The sequence below is a fragment of the Rhodococcus sp. 21391 genome, assembly GCF_016772255.1.
Lineage (GTDB): Bacteria > Actinomycetota > Actinomycetes > Mycobacteriales > Mycobacteriaceae > Rhodococcus_F > Rhodococcus_F opacus.
The window spans coordinates 3,877,529-3,895,204 of the sequence record NZ_CP063781.1; the positions used below are offsets into that span (position 1 = coordinate 3,877,529).

The 17,676-nt window shown below is 68.6% G+C and carries 15 protein-coding genes; 10 read left to right on the plus strand and 5 right to left on the minus strand.

Annotated features, from left to right (window positions below; genetic code table 11):
- The first annotated feature begins 12 nt into the window (after nucleotides 1-12).
- The 5 genes from GO592_RS18170 (at nucleotide 13) to GO592_RS18190 (ending at nucleotide 4,469) form a co-directional block, all read left to right on the plus strand.
- A complete protein-coding gene (locus GO592_RS18170) occupies nucleotides 13-1,389 on the plus strand; it encodes a condensation domain-containing protein (RefSeq protein ID WP_005563271.1) in 1,377 nt (458 codons plus the stop codon).
- 131 nt (nucleotides 1,390-1,520) lie between these two features.
- On the plus strand, nucleotides 1,521-3,314 hold the full coding sequence (locus GO592_RS18175) for an acetyl/propionyl/methylcrotonyl-CoA carboxylase subunit alpha (RefSeq protein ID WP_172650454.1): 1,794 nt from the start codon (nucleotides 1,521-1,523) through the stop codon (nucleotides 3,312-3,314).
- 69 nt (nucleotides 3,315-3,383) lie between these two features.
- Nucleotides 3,384-3,794: a DUF1707 SHOCT-like domain-containing protein gene (locus tag GO592_RS18180; RefSeq protein ID WP_172650453.1), complete on the plus strand. Its 411-nt coding sequence runs from the start codon at nucleotides 3,384-3,386 to the stop codon at nucleotides 3,792-3,794.
- A gap of 1 nt (nucleotide 3,795) precedes the next feature.
- On the plus strand, nucleotides 3,796-4,134 hold the full coding sequence (locus GO592_RS18185; RefSeq protein ID WP_005563268.1) for a hypothetical protein: 339 nt from the start codon (nucleotides 3,796-3,798) through the stop codon (nucleotides 4,132-4,134).
- Between the two features lie 2 nt (nucleotides 4,135-4,136).
- Nucleotides 4,137-4,469, plus strand: coding sequence for a VanZ family protein (locus tag GO592_RS18190; RefSeq protein ID WP_172652244.1), 333 nt, complete (start codon nucleotides 4,137-4,139; stop codon nucleotides 4,467-4,469).
- On the opposite strand, the gene GO592_RS18195 is transcribed toward GO592_RS18190, so the two are convergent.
- The 3 genes from GO592_RS18195 to GO592_RS18205 form a co-directional block, all read right to left on the minus strand.
- A complete protein-coding gene (locus GO592_RS18195) occupies nucleotides 4,433-5,221 on the minus strand; it encodes a tyrosine-protein phosphatase (RefSeq protein WP_172650452.1) in 789 nt (262 codons plus the stop codon). The genes GO592_RS18190 and GO592_RS18195 overlap by 37 nt on opposite strands.
- On the minus strand, nucleotides 5,218-6,561 hold the full coding sequence (lat, locus tag GO592_RS18200; RefSeq protein ID WP_054248898.1) for an L-lysine 6-transaminase: 1,344 nt from the start codon (nucleotides 6,559-6,561) through the stop codon (nucleotides 5,218-5,220). The genes GO592_RS18195 and lat overlap by 4 nt, the downstream gene beginning before the upstream one ends.
- 65 nt (nucleotides 6,562-6,626) lie before the next feature.
- Nucleotides 6,627-7,091: an Lrp/AsnC family transcriptional regulator gene (locus GO592_RS18205; protein ID WP_037208656.1), complete on the minus strand. Its 465-nt coding sequence runs from the start codon at nucleotides 7,089-7,091 to the stop codon at nucleotides 6,627-6,629.
- 30 nt (nucleotides 7,092-7,121) lie between these two features.
- Here GO592_RS18205 and GO592_RS18210 point away from each other — a divergent pair, with 30 nt between their 5' ends.
- Genes GO592_RS18210 through GO592_RS18220 form a run of 3 tightly spaced genes read left to right on the plus strand, consistent with a single transcriptional unit; the run spans nucleotide 7,122 to nucleotide 10,825 of the window.
- Nucleotides 7,122-8,276 carry a 2-oxoadipate dioxygenase/decarboxylase family protein gene (locus tag GO592_RS18210; protein ID WP_172650450.1) on the plus strand — a complete coding sequence of 385 codons (1,155 nt, stop codon included), beginning with the start codon at nucleotides 7,122-7,124 and terminating at the stop codon, nucleotides 8,274-8,276.
- Complete coding sequence (gene amaB, locus GO592_RS18215; RefSeq protein ID WP_005265525.1) at nucleotides 8,273-9,790, plus strand: L-piperidine-6-carboxylate dehydrogenase; 1,518 nt, start codon at nucleotides 8,273-8,275, stop codon at nucleotides 9,788-9,790. Before GO592_RS18210 ends, amaB begins: the two co-directional genes overlap by 4 nt.
- 30 nt (nucleotides 9,791-9,820) lie before the next feature.
- Entirely contained in the window at nucleotides 9,821-10,825 is a 1,005-nt protein-coding gene (locus GO592_RS18220; RefSeq protein WP_172650448.1) for an acyl-CoA dehydrogenase family protein, read from the plus strand.
- Here the strand turns inward: GO592_RS18220 and GO592_RS18225 are convergent.
- Nucleotides 10,822-11,358, minus strand: a complete 537-nt coding sequence (locus GO592_RS18225) for a LiaF domain-containing protein (RefSeq protein WP_202714907.1) — start codon at nucleotides 11,356-11,358, stop codon at nucleotides 10,822-10,824. The two genes, GO592_RS18220 and GO592_RS18225, sit on opposite strands and share 4 nt — an antisense overlap.
- A gap of 74 nt (nucleotides 11,359-11,432) precedes the next feature.
- On the opposite strand from GO592_RS18225, the gene GO592_RS18230 reads away from it, so the two are divergent.
- Nucleotides 11,433-11,585 carry a hypothetical protein gene (locus tag GO592_RS18230; protein WP_202714908.1) on the plus strand — a complete coding sequence of 51 codons (153 nt, stop codon included), beginning with the start codon at nucleotides 11,433-11,435 and terminating at the stop codon, nucleotides 11,583-11,585.
- Between the two features lie 14 nt (nucleotides 11,586-11,599).
- Here GO592_RS18230 and GO592_RS18235 read toward each other — a convergent pair whose 3' ends face one another.
- The gene (locus GO592_RS18235; protein ID WP_337952688.1) at nucleotides 11,600-12,937 is read right to left on the minus strand and encodes an HNH endonuclease signature motif containing protein; all 1,338 of its coding nucleotides are present in this window, start codon (nucleotides 12,935-12,937) and stop codon (nucleotides 11,600-11,602) included.
- Nucleotides 12,938-13,124: 187 nt separating this feature from the next.
- Between GO592_RS18235 and GO592_RS18240 the strand changes: the two genes are divergently transcribed.
- Nucleotides 13,125-17,675: an ATP-dependent helicase gene (locus GO592_RS18240; RefSeq protein ID WP_443218431.1), complete on the plus strand. Its 4,551-nt coding sequence runs from the start codon at nucleotides 13,125-13,127 to the stop codon at nucleotides 17,673-17,675.
- Nucleotide 17,676: the final 1 nt, after the last annotated feature.

Here is a 17,676-nt window from a genome sequence, read left to right on the forward strand (position 1 = left end):
GAACACTTACTGATGGAATTCACCGAACTTGCCGACTATCCCGTTCCGGTGGGCGCGCTCACCGAATGGTTACCGTGCGCCCGCTCGGAATGGGTGGACGATCCCCGCCCCGCCTCGTACATCCACGAGGCGCACCTGCGCCGGTGCTCCGACTCCGGTGGTCGCGAATCCTGGCTGGGCACCGCGTTCGAGATCCACGGCACGCTGAACGTCACCGCTTTCCGGTCGGCACTGGAGAAGTGGACCGATCGTCACGAGGTGCTGCGCTCGCACACGACGTTCGACGCGGAGACCGAGCGCGTGCACCGGCGCACCGTGCCGCAGGGCGGGCTGCACGTGGGGGTCGTCAGCCACGGGTACGACGCCGCCGGCGGCGACAACTTCGCGCACCTGCAGCAACTGTTCGACGAGTACGCGTCGCCGCACAGTTGGCCGTCGTACGTCTTCGCGACGCTCGAAACAGTCCAACGCGACCGATTCACGGTGTTCTTCGCGGCCGATCACTCGATCATCGACGGGTTCTCCATCGTGCTCGTCGCCCACGAGTTGACTGCCCTGTACGAGGAAGCACTGTCCGGACGCACGGCCAACCTGTTTCCCGTCGGCAGCTACATCGACTTCGGCCGTGAGGAGCGTGAGACCTCCACCGACGCCGAGGTGAAACGTGAGGCGCTCGACGTGTGGCGCTCGGCGCTCGAGGGACCGGGACTCCCCGAGTTCCCGCTCGAGGTCGGTCCGCGCACGTCGTACGCCCAGCAGAACCTGTCTGCCTGGATTCTCGATGCCGACCAGGCTGCGGCGTTCAACTCGGTGTGCCGCGAGGCGGATGTGGGGTTCTTCCCCGGCCTGCTCGCGTGCCTGGGTATGGCCGGGGCGGAAGTGGCCGGGCATCAACGCTTTCGGACGGTCACTCCGGTCCATACCCGGCACTCCCCGCAGTGGGCGTCCGCGCTCGGATGGTTCGTGGGTCTCAGCCCGATCGACTTCGAGGTGACGTCGGACGAGTTCGCCGCCGTCGCCCGCGACGCCGCCGAGAGCGTGGCCCGGACGAAACCGATCTCGGTGGTCCCGTTCGACCGCATCGAGAAGGAACTCGACATCCCCATCCGGCCTCGCTTCGTCGTCTCCTACATGGACGTCCGGTTCGTGCCCGATGCGGGCCGCTGGCACGAGCGCAACGCCCGGGCGCTGAGGAGCCGGCAGTACACCCACGACGTGTACGCCTGGATCAATCGCACCCCCCGAGGTGTCAATCTGGCGGTCCGCTATCCGGGCAACGACATCGCTGCCGCGAGCGTCCACACGTGGGTCGGGAGCCTCCGCCGGCAACTGGAACAGGTTTCAACCAGCTACCCCTCGGTAGGGTTGCGGAGCGTCGGACAGCCTTGACGGGAAATTTCGGTCCGGTGACAACACGGATCGGTTCGGTGCTTAGACTCCGAAGTGATGCCGTAAACGACCGCTGGTGACACCCACGGGAGCCACCGCGGAGACAGACCATGCGAACCACAGGAGGCTCAGTGCCCAGTCATGCCAGCGCGCACATCACGAAGGTGCTCGTCGCGAACCGCGGTGAGATTGCAGTGCGGGTGATCCGGGCCGCAGCCGATGCCGGCCTGGCCAGCGTCGCCGTCTACGCCGAACCCGACGCCGACGCCCCGTTCGTGCGCCTGGCCGACGAAGCATTCGCCCTCGGCGGGCAGACCTCCGCCGAGTCCTACCTGGTGTTCGACAAAATCCTCGACGCCGCCCGCAAGTCCGGCGCCGACGCCATCCACCCCGGCTACGGCTTCCTCTCCGAAAACGCCGACTTCGCCCAGGCCGTGATCGACGCCGGCCTGATCTGGATCGGCCCCTCCCCGCAATCGATCCGCGACCTCGGCGACAAGGTCACCGCCCGGCACATCGCCGAAAAAGCCAAGGCCCCGATGGCCGCCGGCACCAAGGACCCGGTCCGCAACGCCGACGAGGTCGTCGCCTTCGCCAAGGAATACGGTGTCCCCGTCGCCATCAAGGCCGCGTTCGGCGGCGGCGGCCGCGGCATGAAGGTCGCCCACACCATCGAGGAAATCCCCGAACTGTTCGACTCCGCCACCCGCGAGGCCGTCGCCGCGTTCGGCCGCGGCGAATGCTTCGTCGAACAGTATCTGGACAAGGCCCGCCACGTCGAAGCCCAGGTCATCGCCGACCAGCACGGCAACGTCATCGTCGCCGGCACCCGCGACTGCTCCCTGCAACGCCGCTTCCAGAAACTCGTCGAGGAGGCCCCCGCCCCGTTCCTCACCGACGACCAACGCAACCGCATCCACACCTCCGCCAAGGCCATCTGCAAAGAGGCCGGCTACTACGGCGCCGGCACCGTCGAATACCTGGTCCAGGGCGACACCGTCTCCTTCCTCGAGGTCAACACCCGCCTGCAGGTCGAACACCCCGTCACCGAGGAAACCGCCGGCCTCGACCTGGTCCTGCAACAGTTCAAGATCGCCAACGGCGAACACCTCGACCTCACCGAGGACCCCACCCCCCGCGGGCACTCCTTCGAATTCCGCATCAACGGTGAGGACGCCGGCCGCGGCTTCCTGCCCGCCCCCGGCCCGGTCACCAAGTTCGTCCCGCCCACCGGCCCCGGCGTGCGGATGGACTCCGGCGTCGAAACCGGCAGCGTGATCGGCGGCCAGTTCGACTCCATGCTCGCCAAGCTCATCGTCACCGGCGCCACCCGCGACGAGGCCCTGGCCCGCGCCCGCCGCGCCCTCGCCGAATTCCAGGTCGAAGGACTGGCCACGGTCATCCCGTTCCACCGGGCCATCGTCTCCGACCCCGCCTTCATCGGCGACGGCACCACCTTCGACGTCTACACCAAGTGGATCGAAACCGAATGGGACAACCAGATCGAACCGTTCACCGGTAACCAGCCGATCGACGAGGACGAGTCCGGGCCCCGGCAGAACGTCGTCGTCGAGGTCGGCGGCCGCCGCGTCGAGGTGTCCCTGCCCGGACAGTTCACCCTCGGCACCGGCGGTGGCGGTGCCGCGGCCGGGGCGGTCCGCAAGAAGCCCAAGGCCCGCACCCGCGGCGGCGCCCACGGCGGCGCCGCCTCCGGTGACGCCGTCACCGCCCCCATGCAGGGCACCGTCGTCAAGGTCGCCGTCGAAGAAGGACAACAAGTCGCCGAGGGCGACCTCATCGCCGTCCTCGAGGCCATGAAAATGGAAAACCCCGTCAACGCCCACAAGGCCGGCACCGTCACCGGCCTCGCCGTCGAACCCGGCGCCGCCATCACCCAGGGCACCGTCCTCGCCGAACTGAAATAGGCACCTGCACCCACTCGTGAGTCCTTCTCGGCCCCCGGGGTCGAGAAGGACTCACAGTAGTCTGTACGCATGTCTGACGTTCCCGAGATCCGTATCGGCACTGCCGAACGTGAGCAGGCCCTGAACTTGCTGAGCGAACATTTCGCGGCGGGCCGTTTGACGGTCCCCGAGTTCGACGAGCGCAGTCTCGCGGTCACGAATGCCACCACTCGCGGCGAGCTCGACCGAGTGTTCACCGACCTCCCCGCGACCACGGTCGGCGCGCCCGCCAAGGCCGAAGCGGCCGGCACCGACAACGACCAGAACTGGCGTCGCATCGTGATGTCGGTGATCCCGCTCGTCGCCCTCGTGCTGTTCTTCGTCGTCCCGGTCGACAACAGCTGGTTGTTCTTCCTGATGATCCCTGCCGCCGGCGCCATCCTGTTCGGCACCCGCGACGACCGCCACGGTCGCGATCGCCGCCGCGACCGGGACCGCTGACGTGGAACCTGTCGAGGTCAATGCGGGTGGCTGGTACCTGCGCGCGCTGCGCGCCGACGAACGGGTCGACGATCGCCCGGCGCTCGCGGACGGTGGAATCGCCGAACCCGAGTACGTCGCCCGCCGTACGGCGCAGTGGCTGAGCGACGAGCACTATTCGTGGGCGATCTGCCAGCCCAACACCGGCGAACTGCTCGCCGAGGTGGGCCTCACCCCGTCCGGGGAGTCCGCGACCCTCACCGGCTGGGCGCGGACCGGCCACGAGGACGCGCTGGCGAGCGGATCGGATGCGGTGCAACGGTTTGCCGAGGGCGCACTGGGGTTCACGGTCCGGCGGTGACTATGCGATCCGTTCCGGTGGCGGCCCTCACCGTGCTGGCACTGGTCATGCTCCTGTCCCCTGGGTCCGCGACGCCGTCGGGTCCCGAACATGCCGACAAGGTGGTGCACGCCCTGCTGTTCGCGGCGCTGGCCGCCGCCTCCCGGTACGCGCTCCTGACACCACGGATCACCGTGCTCTGGCTCGCGGCGTTCGCGGTGATCACCGAGATACTGCAGGGCGTGCTGCCGATCGGCCGGCACGGATCGGTCTGGGATCTCTGCGCCGACATGGTGGGTGTGGCGATCGGGTTGGCCGCTCAGTCCGCGATCATGCGCTCCCGCAGCAGAGTCTGAACGCCGGCGTCGAGGCCGAGTCCGTCGGAGAAGTACCGTTCGACGGTCCCGTACTGCTCGCGCATGGTGGCCAGGGACACCTCCAGGTACTGCTGACGGACTCCGAGCACGGGCTCGAGCAGCGCCGGATCTCCACCCGCGTCGACGAATTTCTCGAACACGCCCGCGAACGACGGAAGCAGGAGTTCGTTGGTCAGCAGGTAGTCGTGGAACACCTCGTCCTCACCGACTCCGAGGAGAAGCAGTAGCGCGGCTGTGGCCCATCCCGTCCGGTCCTTGCCGGTGGTGCAGTGCACGAGGGCAGGCATGTTGCCGTTCGAGGCCAGGTCGCCGAACAACTCCCGGTACGACGACACCGCGCTCGGCATCACGACGAAGTCGCGGTAGCTGCCCTCGAAGTACTCGATCGCGCGTCCGCCGCCGAGTTCCCGTTCGGCGATCATCGGATCGGCGATCACCTGGAGCATCTGCGCGGGGATAGACCGGATCCCCTTGTCGGCGAGCACGTCCAACACCACCGCGCGAGCGCCGTCCGGGAGTTTGTCGGGCGCCGCGTCGCGCTCGTCCGCGGTGCGCAGGTCGTACACCGTCCGGATCCCGAGGCCGTCGAGCAGCGGCATGTCCGTGTCCGCGATACGGCTGAGATCGGTCGAACGGAAGTACACGCCGGTGCGCACTTTCGCGCCGTCCCGGGTTCGGTAGCCACCGACGTCTCGCAGATTGGGCACGGACGTGAGCGGTATCGGCGTCATGCGTCGACGGTACCGCCCAGCACTCGGGCCAGTGCATCCACGGCGGCGTCGAGTTCCGCGGTCGTCACCGTCAGGGGTGGGCGGAACCTGATCCCGCGCTTGCCGGTCGGCAGGATCAGCACCCGCTCCCGGTCCCTGAGGTCGGCGACGACGCGGTCCCGCCGCTGCGGAGTGGGGAGGGTGATCGCGCACATGAGGCCGCGTCCCCGCGGCTCGGTCACGTCGGGATTCGCGCGTGCGAGTTCCCGCAGTCGTTCGAGGAGATGCGCCCCGGTCATCCGAGCCCGGTCGACGAGCCGGTCCTCCTCGATGATCTCGAGGATCCGGCGGGACCGCACCATGTCGGTGAGGTTGCCACCCCAGGTGGAGTTGATCCGCGAGCTGACGGCGAACACGTTGTCGGGGATGTCGTCCACCCGGCCGCCGGCCATGATGCCGCAGACCTGAGTCTTCTTGCCGAACGCGACGACGTCCGGATGCACTCCCAATTGCTGGTACGCCCAGGCAGTGCCGGTGAGACCGCACCCGGTCTGCACCTCGTCGAGAATGAAGAGCGCGTCGTTCTCACGGCAGAGCGCCTCCATCGCCCGGAAGAATTCCGGGCGGAAGTGGTGGTCTCCCCCCTCTCCCTGGATCGGCTCGGCGATGAAACACGCCACATCCGAGGGGTTCTCGGCGAACGCGCGCCGCGCCTGGTCCAGTGCGTGACGCTCGGCCTCGACGACGTCTCGCCCGTCCGCGAGGTACGGGGAGTCGATGCGCGGCCAGTCGAACTTGGGGTACCTCGCCACCTTGCCGGGCTCGGTATTGGTGAGCGACATCGTGTATCCACTGCGCCCGTGGAACGCCTCGGTCAGATGGAGCACCTTCGTGCCGAGCGCCGGGTCGAGGCCGCGGCTCTCGTTGAGCCTGCTCTTCCAGTCGAACGCCACCTTCAGAGCATTCTCGACGGCGAGTGCGCCCCCGTCGATGAAGAAGAGATGCGGCAGTGCGGGATCGCCCAGCACCCGGGCGAACGTCTCGACGAACCGTGCCATCGGGACGGTGTAGATGTCGGAATTGCTCGGCTTGTTGATCGCCGCCGCCGCCAGTTCCCGGCGAAAGGCGTCGTCGTCCGCCAGTTCCGGGTGGTTCATCCCCAGCGCGGACGAGGCGAAGAATCCGAACATGTCCAGGTAGCTGGTGCCATCGCGCTGGTCGACGAGATGCGTACCGCGTGAGTGTTCCAGGTCGAGCACCAGGTCGAAACCGTCGACCAGAATGCGCTCGCGCAGCACGTCGTGCACCTGGCTCGCCGGCAGCTCGCCCCCATCTCCGGTAAATCGAATTGCTGTGCTCATACCGAGAGATTACGTCAAAATTCCTGTGAACCGGCGACGATTCGGCAACATATCCGAAACAGAGCTCATCTGTCGTAAAATGTTTGCAAGATGATGGTGCTGCGCGTGTGTACGTTGGCGGTGGCACGGATCTCCTGCAGCAGGTGTTCCAGCTCCCGTGGGGAAGCGACGCGCACCAGCAGCACGTAGCTCTCCTCCCCCGCGACCGAGTGGCACGCTTCGATTGCGGGGAGGTTCCGCAACCGGGCGGGTGCATCGTCGGGCTGCGACGGATCGAGAGGAGTGATCGCGACGAATGCGGACAGACCGTGCCCGAGCGCATCCGGATCGATCTTCGCGGTGTACCCGCGGATCACTTTGCGGGCCTCGAGCCTGCGCACCCTGGACTGCACGGCAGAGATCGACAGCCCCGCCTTCTCGGCGAGTGTCGCCAGAGTCGCCCGGCCGTCGGCCACCAACTCCTGCATCAGTACCCGATCGATGTCGTCGAGAGGAGTATGGGGTGCGTCGCTACGAAAAGATTCCACCACCAGCGCAGGCTAGCCCAGCGGAGGTGCATCATGGTTGAAACGTGGGAGCTCCGCGCCCGCTTTGCCCGGGCACTGGCCGCGACGTACGGCCGGGAGGTGCCCGCATACGACACACTGGCCGAGGTGGCCGGTGCGGTCAACGCGGACTTCGCGGCGCGACACCCTGCCGACGCCGAACGCCGTGGCGGCCTGGCCCGGATCACATCCGAACGCCGCGGCGCGATCAGGCTCGGTGGACCCACGGAGCTGCGCCAGGCGGCCATCCTGTTCGCGGGCTTCGGAATGCACCCCGTCGGCTGCTACGACCTGCGCGACGCGCCCGCACCCGCGCCCGTTGTCTCGACGGCGTTTCGTCCCGTCGATCCGATCGAACTGGCCCGCAACCCGTTCGGGATGTTCACGTCGATGCTCACCACCGCCGATCGCCGGTTCTTCGACTGCGACCGGCAGCGCCGCCTCGAGAACGTTCTCGCCGCGCGCACGGTGTTTCCCACGGAGGTGCTGCACCTGGCCGCGCTCGCGACCGAGGAAGGCGGGCTGACGGCGCCGACGGCGGAGCGGTTCGTCGCACTGGCGGCCACGGCCTTCGCATCGCCGGACACCGCGGCCGACCGGTCCTGGCACGCCGAGTTCGAACGTATCTCCCCCGTCGCCGCCGACATCGGTGGGCGCACGAGCGTCCGCGTCGTCCATCTGGCGCCACGGGTCTTCGACCTCGACGACCTGTGCCTGCGTGCGGCGCGCCGCGGCCTCACGATGATCGGCCGCATCCAGGGACCGCCCGCATGGGGCGGCCCGGACGTACTTCAGCGGCAGGCGTCGTTCCGCGCCGCCGGCGAACCACGCGGAGTCGTCGTTGCGGAGTCGCGCGGCATCGCACTGACACCCGAGGGACGGGAACTGTGCGACCGTCTGGCGGACGCCGACTCCGCCCGCTGGGAACGCGAGTTTCCGCGGACTGAAGCCGATTTCGAGGCGAGCGGGCTGGCGTACTTCAGCCACCGACTCTCCGGCGAGGAAGACGTCGCGGAGCCCATTCTCTACGAGGACTACCTCCCGGTGGCGGTGGACTCCGGCCCCGACCACCTACCGTGGCTCGCCGAGACCCTCAGCCGGCCCGTGCACGACCCGTTCACGCTCTACCGACAGCAGCAGGATCGAACCCGAGAGAGGACAGCATCGTGAACCTTCCCGCCCCCGAGGAGTTGTGCCGACGCGCCGAGGAAGCACTGATCCGGTGCGGCGCCGAGATCACCGACGCCGGTGGACCGCTCGTCGCGCGAACCCCGATCACCGGGACCGAACTGCGCACGGTGACCGCGAGCAGCACGGACGACGTGGACCGGGCGATCACCGCAGCGCACGACGCCTTCCTCGAGTGGCGTACCGTTCCCGCCCCCCAACGCGGCGCGGTGGTGCGCCGCCTGGGTCAGCTTCTGACGGAACACAAGACGGACCTGGCGGAACTGGTCACCCTCGAGGCGGGCAAGATTCCGTCCGAGGCGCAGGGCGAAGTGCAAGAGATGATCGACATCTGCGAATTCGCGGTCGGTCTGTCACGCCAGTTGTACGGCAGGACGATGGCCTCGGAACGTCCGGGACACCGGCTGATGGAGACGTGGCACCCACTGGGAGTCGTCGGGGTGATCTCGGCGTTCAATTTCCCCGTGGCGGTGTGGTCGTGGAATACCGCCGTCGCGCTGGTCTGCGGCGACACGGTGGTGTGGAAGCCGTCGGATCGGACTCCGCTCACCGCGATCGCCTGTGATGCGCTGCTGGCGCGCGCTGCCCGCGACGTCGGTGCACCCGCCGGGATCCACGCCCTGGTCCAGGGCGCGGGGGACGTCGGCGAGCGTCTCGTCGACGACGCACGCGTGGCCCTGGTCAGCGCCACCGGGTCGGTGCGGATGGGTCGCGCCGTGGGTCCGCGCGTCGCCGCGCGCTTCGGCAAATGCCTACTCGAGCTGGGCGGCAACAACGCAGCGGTGGTGGCCCCGTCCGCCGATCTCGATCTGGCCGTGCGGGGAATCGTCTTCTCCGCCGCGGGCACCGCGGGCCAGCGCTGCACGTCCCTGCGGCGGCTGATCGTGCACTCCTCCGTCGCCGACGAGCTGGTGCAGCGCATCTCTTCGGCGTACGGCCAGTTGAAGGTCGGGAACCCGTTCGACGACGGTGTCCTCGTCGGTCCGTTGGTGAACCGCTCCGCGTTCGAGGCCATGCAGACCGCGTTGGACAAGGCCCGCGCCGACGGCGGGACCGTTGTCTGCGGCGGCGAACGCAGCGGTGGCAGCGACTCCGCCTACTACGTCTCGCCCGCCCTCGTCCGGATGCCCGCGCAGACGTCGGTGGTGCAGGAGGAGACGTTCGCACCGATCCTCTACGTCCTCACCTACGACGACTTCGACCAGGCGATCGCGTTGCACAACGAAGTGCCCCAAGGGCTTTCGTCGTCGATCTTCACCACCGATCAGCGTGAGGCCGAGAGGTTCCTCGCGGCAGACGGTTCCGACTGTGGCATCGCGAACGTCAACATCGGCACGTCGGGTGCGGAGATCGGCGGGGCGTTCGGCGGCGAGAAGGAGACGGGCGGCGGACGCGAGTCCGGATCCGACGCATGGAAGGCCTACATGCGCCGCGCGACGAACACCGTCAACTACTCCGATCGACTCCCGCTCGCGCAGGGGGTGGAGTTCACCTGATCGGCGGCGTCGACCGGCTACTCTCGGGGCGTGAGCAACTGGACCGAGATGGCGCGTGAGATTGCCGAGAACGTGTTGTTCCCGGTGGCCGACAGCGTCGATGCCGACGGCGAGATTCCCGACAGTCACTTCGAGACTCTCGCCGCCGACGGCTTCTACGGACTCGCGGCACCGGGCGAAGAAGGTGTGACGCCGTCGGTGCTGGTCGACGTGATCGAGACGTTGTGCGGCGGCTGCCTCGCGACGGCGTTCACGTGGATGCAGCATCACGGCGTCGTCGCCGGTCTCGCCGATTCGCCGAACACGTCCCTGCAGGGTCGCTACCTCGACGGGCTCATCGACGGCACCGTCCGGGCCGGTGTCGCCCTGGCCGGAGCGATTCCCGTCCCGCCCACTCTGTGGGCACGCAGCGTCGACGACGGCTACGTGCTCGACGGGGTGTCGCCGTTCGTCACCGGCTGGGGCATCGTCGATCTGCTCCAGGTGTCGGCGCGCGACGAATTCGACGACTCCATCGTGCACGTCATCATTCCCGCGCAACCGCTTCGGGGACTCACCGCCGAGGAACTCCCGCTGATCGCGGCCCGCGGGTCCAACACGGTCCGGTTGACATTCGACGGGCTCGCCGTGCCACGCGATCTGGTAAGTGCCGTCGTCTCCCCCGACGACTTCGCGAAGAGCCAGCTGTTCGGGTCGTGGATCAACGGGTGCATGGCGATGGGAATCACCCGCCGGGCGATCAGCGAACTGGAGGCTCTCGGCGTCGACGCGGACCCGTTCGAAGAGCAGGCCGCACGCGCACGACTCGACCTGAACGCGGCGCTCGAAGGCCGCGCCGAGATCGCCGAAGCACGGGCCCGCGCTTCGGAACTCGCCATCCGCACCGCCACCGCCCTCGTCACGGCGAAGGGCAGCTCGTCGCTGCTCGCCGGGAACACCGCCGAACGCCTCATGCGTGAAGCCACCTTCACGCTCGTCGCAGCGGGACGTCCGGCGATCAAGTCGGCGTTGCTGGAGCGCCTCAGCCGCGACTAGCGGGTGCGGACCCTCAGGTCACCGAACAGCGAGTACGACACGATGCGGATCGTCGGGGCTGCGGGCCCGGGATCCTGTGCACCGGCGTCGAGTTCGCGGTCGCCGAAGAGGTCGAAACCACCCACCTCGACGTGCACGCCCTCCGGAACGGTGATCGTGCTGTCGCCGAACAGTGTGACGAGCGTGATCGTCGACGTGCGGGCGCCGATCACGGCCGACCGGAGGTCGAGCTTCACGTCCCCGAACACGAGCAGGGCCAGTGTCTTGCCGGCGAGCGACCAGCGGCCGGAACGCATGGTGTCGCCGAAGATTCCGACGATGGTGGACTGAGGTCGCGACACCGGCGCCGCCGGAGCTTCGACGGGGACCAGCCGCCGAAGACCTTCGACGTCGACGTCGCGGGACCAGACGATCGCGGCTTGCTCCGAATACTCCTCCAATGTCAGCTTTCCGTCCCCCACCCCCTTCTCGAGGCGGGCTTGTGCGGCCTCCCGGAGTCGGTCGAGTTCGCGGCTGTCCCCTGCAGCAGTCATTACTCCACCGTAGCTGTCGGTGCCCTCGTCTACTGTCTGACGGCTACACCCGTGACGCACCGCCCCTTCGACCGATGCGAGACAACGTGTTCAAGTTGATCCGCGCAGTTGCTCTGGCGCTACTCGCTGTGGGCGCCTACGTGGTGGTCTCCGAGCACGAGCCCGCAACCGTCGAGTTGCCGTCGCCGTCGTTCGCTCCGGCGACGGCGAAACTCACGACAGTGTGAGGGGCGGCGCACAGCTAGGGCACACCGTCCTCGGCACATGCCCGGTCGCGGGCTTTCCGGCGAGCGCGGGCGATCAGCTCACCGGCGTGATGTCGGTGATTGATTCGCGGGTTTCTGTCCGGGTCGATGTGCGGTGGTGGAATCCATTCGGTGCGCCCCGCATACGTGTCACCGGCGGGCGCGCTGGTGGTCGCCCAGCCTGTAGGCCCGTCGTGGACCTGGGCGTGGCAGGCATCGCGCACGAGCATCAGTGAGTCGATGTCGGTGTATCCGCCGTTGCGCCACTCCTGCAGGGGGTGCACCGCGCACATGCTGGCCGGGGCCGCGCAACCAGGCCGTGTGCATCCGCCTTCGGCGGCGATGAGAGCGAGGCGTTGGTCCGCGCTCGCCACTCGTCGGCGCCGTCCCAGATGCAGGGGCCGGCCGTCGTGGTCGAACACGACGAGCACCGGGTGGGCGCGTTCGGCGAGCTTCAGCGCTTCGCCGAGGGGAAGGAGTCCGCCGGTGGCCGTGGTGGTCACGCCGCCTGCCGCATTCTCGAGTTGGTCGAGAATCATGGTGATGATCACCGTGACGGGCAGACCCCGATGCCGGCCAAGGATCCCGGATTCCAGCATGACCCGGAATATCGCGCTGAGGGCGTCGTGGTTTCTCTGCGCAGCAGTGCGAGTGTCACGCGCTGCCGCCGCCACCAGTGCTTCACGGTCGATCGACGGATTGTCGGCGTCGCCAGACGGTGACTCCGGGTCGTCCGGGTTGTTCATGCCGGGGCGAGCCCATTTCGCGAGGATCGGGTCGAGCAGAGCGCGCGCTGTGGGGTCGAGCTCACCGCAGATCTTCGACATCAGTTCGGAATCTTGACGGCCCAGCGAAACACCACGCCGCCGGGAGCGATCACGATCGTCACCCAGGTTTCCGTCGGGATCGAGATGAGCGAGGAGGCGGTGGCCGGCACTCTCGACATTTTCGGGTGTACCTTCTCTCGCACACTGCGCCAGGATCGACTCCGCCAATGCGACGTCGGCGTTGGTGACCGCATGCGGGATCTTTCGCATGATCTCCCGGATTACGCGTGCATGGTCGGCACCGATGTCGCCATCCCGTTGCGCGGAGGCGGTTTCCGGCAGCGCTGCCTCCATCTGCTCGCCCGAAGCTGTATGAAACAGACCGAGGTCGCGGGCGGCCGCCACCCGTGCCGACGCGTCTGCTGCCGACACGCGCAGCACCTCGACCAGGAGCTGGTTCGGTGAGTTGCAACCGAGCGCCGCGGGTAACGAGCGTTCGACACTCTCGACGATCAGCCGCAGCGAGACTGCACCGGCGCGGCGGAGGGACTTCTCGAGCTGCTGCATGATCAGCACCACATCAGAATCCGACACAGCACTGAGGTCTGCGTCGAGCAGGTCTGATACGGCATCGTCCAACGCACCAGCTGTTCCCTCACCTGATCTGCCGCCCAACCCCTGATCGAACTCATGTGCGAGTAATACTGCGCCCCACCGACACGTTCGCCGAACTGGATTCCAGAGACCGCACGGTATGTTCCCGCTGCCTGTCACACCCCCGGTGCACTATGGAACGGTGAGCGACGTCCTGGGCAGGTTTTCCGCTGCCACCCGCGAGTGGTTCGACGGCGCCTTCCCGGCGCCGACGGCCGCGCAGCTCGGTGCGTGGGAGTCGATCGCCAGCCGCGCGCACACGCTCGTCGTGGCCCCGACCGGTTCGGGCAAGACGCTGTCCGCGTTCCTGTGGTCCCTCGACCAACTCGCCGCCACAGACGGAACGGACCGCAAGACCAGGGTCCTCTACATCTCCCCGCTCAAGGCCCTGGGTGTCGACGTCGAACGCAACCTGCGCGCCCCGCTCGTCGGGATCACGCAGACAGCCAAGCGGCTCGGGCTCTCCCCGCCGGAGATCTCGGTGGGCGTCCGCTCCGGCGACACACCGGCAGGTGACCGGCGCGCCCTGATCAAGAATCCGCCCGACATCCTCATCACCACCCCCGAGTCGCTGTTCCTCATGCTCACGTCCGCCGCGCGTGAGACGCTGACCCAGGTCGACACCGTCATCGTCGACGAGGTGCACGCGGTGGCAGGCACCAAGCGCGGCGCCCACCTGGCCCTGTCGCTCGAACGTCTCGACCAGCTTCTCGCCACCCCGGCGCAGCGCATCGGGCTGTCGGCGACGGTGCGCCCGCACGAGGAAGTGGGCCGGTTCCTGTCCGGTTCGGCCCCCATCCGGATCGTCGCGCCGCCGTCGCCGAAGACGTTCGACCTCACCGTGCAGGTGCCGGTCGAGGACATGACCGAACTCGGCCTCGCCGAACCCGCCGAGGGTTCGGCGTCGGCGACCCCGCAGGCGGGGTCGATCTGGCCGCACGTCGAGGAACAGATCGTCGACCTCGTCCTGGCGCACCGGTCGTCCATCGTGTTCGCCAACTCGCGGCGCCTCGCCGAGCGCCTGACGGCTCGGCTCAACGAGATCTACGCCGAACGCGCCGGGACCGCCGTCGACAAGAGCCCGAAACCGGCCTCGCAGATCGGCACGCCATCCGCGGTCAATTTCGGCGCGGACCCCCTCCTCGCCCGCGCCCACCACGGGTCGGTCAGCAAGGACCAGCGGGCCCTGATCGAGGACGACCTGAAGTCGGGGCGACTGCGGTGCGTGGTCGCGACGAGCAGCCTCGAACTCGGAATCGACATGGGCGCGGTCGATCTGGTGATCCAGGTCGAGGCACCACCGTCGGTGGCGAACGGTCTGCAGCGAGTCGGCCGCGCCGGACACCAGGTCGGGGAGATCTCGCGGGGTGTCGTGTTCCCGAAGCACCGCACCGATCTCGTGCACTGCGCGGTCACCGTCGAGCGCATGGTCACCGGGAAGATCGAGGCGCTCGCCGTCCCCGCCAACCCGCTCGACATCCTCGCCCAGCACACGGTGGCGGCCACCGCGCTCGAGCCGCTCGACGTGGACGACTGGTTCGAGACGGTCCGGCGTAGCGGTTCCTTCGCAACGCTGCCCCGCTCGGCGTACGAGTCCACCCTCGACCTTCTCGCCGGCCTCTACCCGTCCGACGAGTTCGCCGAGCTCAGGCCCCGCCTCGTCTGGGACCGCGAGGCCAATACGCTCACCGGACGCCCCGGCGCGCAGCGGCTGGCGGTCACCTCGGGTGGCGCCATCCCCGACCGCGGTCTGTTCACGGTCTACATGGTCGGTGAGAAGGCGTCCCGCGTCGGCGAACTCGACGAGGAGATGGTGTACGAATCGCGGGTCGGCGACGTCTTCGCGCTCGGGGCCACCAGCTGGCGGATCGAGGAGATCACGTTCGACCGGGTGCTGGTCAGCCCCGCCTACGGGCAGCCGGGGCGGCTGCCGTTCTGGCACGGTGACGGCCTGGGCCGGCCGGCGGAACTGGGCGAGGCGCTGGGGCAGTTCCTTCGGGAGATCTCTCTCGGGCACGAGATCGAGGTGCAGGAACGCTGCCGCACCGGCGGGCTCGACGAGAACGCCACGAACAATCTCGTTCAGCTCGTCGCCGAGCAGAAGACCGCCACCGGGCAGGTCCCCACCGACCGCACCCTGGTGGTCGAACGATTCCGTGACGAGCTCGGCGACTGGCGACTGATCCTGCATTCGCCGTACGGCCAGCGTGTTCACGCTCCGTGGGCGCTGGCCGTGAGTGCGCGGCTGAGCGAGCGGTACGGCCTCGACTCGAACGCGACGGCCTCCGACGACGGCATCATCGTGCGTCTTCCCGACACCGAGGACACCCCGCCCGGCGCCGACCTGTTCGTCTTCGACACCGACGAGATCGAGGACATCGTCACCGAACAGGTCGGCGGTTCGGCACTGTTCGCGTCCCGGTTCCGTGAGTGCGCGGCCCGGGCGCTGCTGCTGCCGCGCCGCAACCCCGGAAAGCGCGCACCGCTCTGGCAGCAGCGGCAGCGGTCCGCCCAGCTGCTCGACGTGGCCCGCCGGTATCCGACGTTCCCGATCCTGCTCGAGACCGTCCGCGAGTGCCTGCAGGACGTGTACGACCTACCGGCGCTGAAGGACCTGCTCCGCAGGCTCGCGCGTCGCCAGATCCGCATCGTCGAGGTGGAGACGCAGTCGCCGTCGCCGTTCGCCGGCGCCCTGCTGTTCAACTACGTCGGCGAGTTCATGTACGAGGGCGACAGCCCGCTCGCCGAACGCCGGGCGGCGGCGCTGTCCCTGGACTCGACGCTGCTCGCGGAACTGCTCGGCAGGGTGGAACTGCGCGAACTGCTCGACGCCGACGTCATCGCCCACGCCGAACTCGAACTCCAGCGCCTGCTTCCCGACCGCAAGGCGAAAGATCTCGAAGGCGTCGCCGACCTGCTGCGCCTCCTGGGTCCGCTCACCTCCGACGAGGTCGCCGCACGGTCGACCAGCGATCCCACCCCCTGGCTCGACGAACTCGTCCGCGCGAAGCGGGCGCTCGCCGTCTCCTTCGCCGGTCACGAATGGTGGACGGCCATCGAGGATGCTGCCCGCCTGCGCGACGGGCTCGGGGTGCCGCTACCCATCGGTGTTCCCGCCGCGTTCATCGAACCCGTCGACGATCCGCTGGCCGACCTGATCAGCCGGTACGCCCGCACCCACGGTCCGTTCACGATCACCGACGCCGCCGCCCGTTTCGGGCTCGGTTCCGCGGTGGCCCGTGACGTGCTGCAGCGACTCGCGCAGGGCAAGCGGGTGGTCGAGGGCGAGTTCCGCCCCGGCGCGACGGGAAGCGAATGGTGCGACGCCGAGGTTCTCCGCCGACTCCGCAGGCGCTCGCTGGCCGCGGCGCGGCAGGAGGTAGAACCGGTCAGCACCGCGACGCTCGGCCGCTTCCTCCCGGGCTGGCAGCACGTGGGGGGCACGCTGCGCGGCATCGACGGCGTCGCGACCGTGGTGGAACAGCTTGCCGGCGTCCCGGTGCCCGCCTCGGCACTCGAGTCACTGATCCTGCCGTCCCGGGTGGCCGACTACTCCCCCGCCATGCTCGACGAACTCACCTCCACCGGCGAGGTCCTGTGGTCGGGCGCGGGCAGCATCTCCGGCAAGGACGGGTGGGTGTGCCTCCACCCCGCCGACACCGCACCGCTCACGCTGACCCCGCCCGCGGAATCGGATCTGTCCGATGTCCAGCGCCGGGTGCTCGACACGCTGTCCGGCGGCGGCGCGTACTTCTTCCGGCAACTCGCGGACACCCTCGAGATGTCCGACGACACCGCGCTGGCCACCGCATTGTGGGATCTGGTGTGGCTGGGCCACATCGGCAACGACACGCTCGCCCCGGTGCGTGCCCTGCTGTCGGACACGTCCAGGACCACCACGAGCCACCGGTCGCCCCGACGACCCCCACGCGCCCGCGCGTACCGCAGCCTGACGGTCCCGGTGCGCACCGCACCGCCCACGGTCGGGGGAAGGTGGTCGATCCTCCCCGCCGCCGAATCCGATGCCACGCTGCGTGCCAGCGCCACGGCCGAACTGCTTCTGGAGCGGTACGGGGTGGTGACGCGCGGGTCCGTGATGACCGAGAACGTTCCCGGCGGGTTCGCGCTGATGTACAAGGTGCTGGGCACGTTCGAGGACAACGGCCGCTGCCGGCGAGGACATTTCGTCGAGTCGCTCGGCGGTGCACAGTTCTCCACCCCGCCCGTGGTGGACCGACTCCGGAGCTACGCCGACTCGCTCGAGGGCAGGCACACCACCCTGCCCGCTGTGACTCTCGCCGCCAGCGATCCCGCCAACCCATACGGTGCGGCTCTCCCCTGGCCGAAGCGCGGCGATAACGCGCCCGCGCACCGGCCGGGACGCAAGGCCGGCGGTCTGGTGGTGCTCGTGGAGGGTGAACTGATCCTGTTCGTCGAACGCGGCGGGCGCACGATCCTCACCTTCACCGACGACCCCGGCGTTCTCCGCACCGCGGCGGTCACGCTCGCCGGTGTGGTCAAGCGCGGCGGGATCGACAAGATCGTCGTCGAGAAGGTCGACGGCGACACCATCCACGGCAGCGACTTCGCGCCGATCCTGACCGAGGCCGGTTTCTCGCCCACCCCTCGCGGATTCCGGTTGCGAGCCTGAG

Excerpts from the sequence above, each read along its gene's own strand:
- GO592_RS18180 (WP_172650453.1), top strand. The coding sequence starts at position 3,384 with ATGTCTGACGTTCCCGAGATCCGTATCGGCACTGCCGAACGTGAGCAG.
- GO592_RS18195 (WP_172650452.1), bottom strand. The coding sequence starts at position 5,221 with ATGACGCCGATACCGCTCACGTCCGTGCCCAATCTGCGAGACGTCGGT.
- GO592_RS18225 (WP_202714907.1), bottom strand. The coding sequence starts at position 11,358 with ATGACTGCTGCAGGGGACAGCCGCGAACTCGACCGACTCCGGGAGGCC.
- GO592_RS18240 (WP_443218431.1), top strand. The coding sequence starts at position 13,125 with ATGTTCCCGCTGCCTGTCACACCCCCGGTGCACTATGGAACGGTGAGC.
- GO592_RS18235 (WP_337952688.1), bottom strand. The coding sequence starts at position 12,937 with ATGCAGCAGCTCGAGAAGTCCCTCCGCCGCGCCGGTGCAGTCTCGCTG.
- GO592_RS18230 (WP_202714908.1), top strand. The coding sequence starts at position 11,433 with ATGCGAGACAACGTGTTCAAGTTGATCCGCGCAGTTGCTCTGGCGCTA.
- GO592_RS18170 (WP_005563271.1), top strand. The coding sequence starts at position 13 with ATGGAATTCACCGAACTTGCCGACTATCCCGTTCCGGTGGGCGCGCTC.
- lat (WP_054248898.1), bottom strand. The coding sequence starts at position 6,561 with ATGAGCACAGCAATTCGATTTACCGGAGATGGGGGCGAGCTGCCGGCG.
- GO592_RS18190 (WP_172652244.1), top strand. The coding sequence starts at position 4,137 with ATGCGATCCGTTCCGGTGGCGGCCCTCACCGTGCTGGCACTGGTCATG.
- GO592_RS18210 (WP_172650450.1), top strand. The coding sequence starts at position 7,122 with ATGGTTGAAACGTGGGAGCTCCGCGCCCGCTTTGCCCGGGCACTGGCC.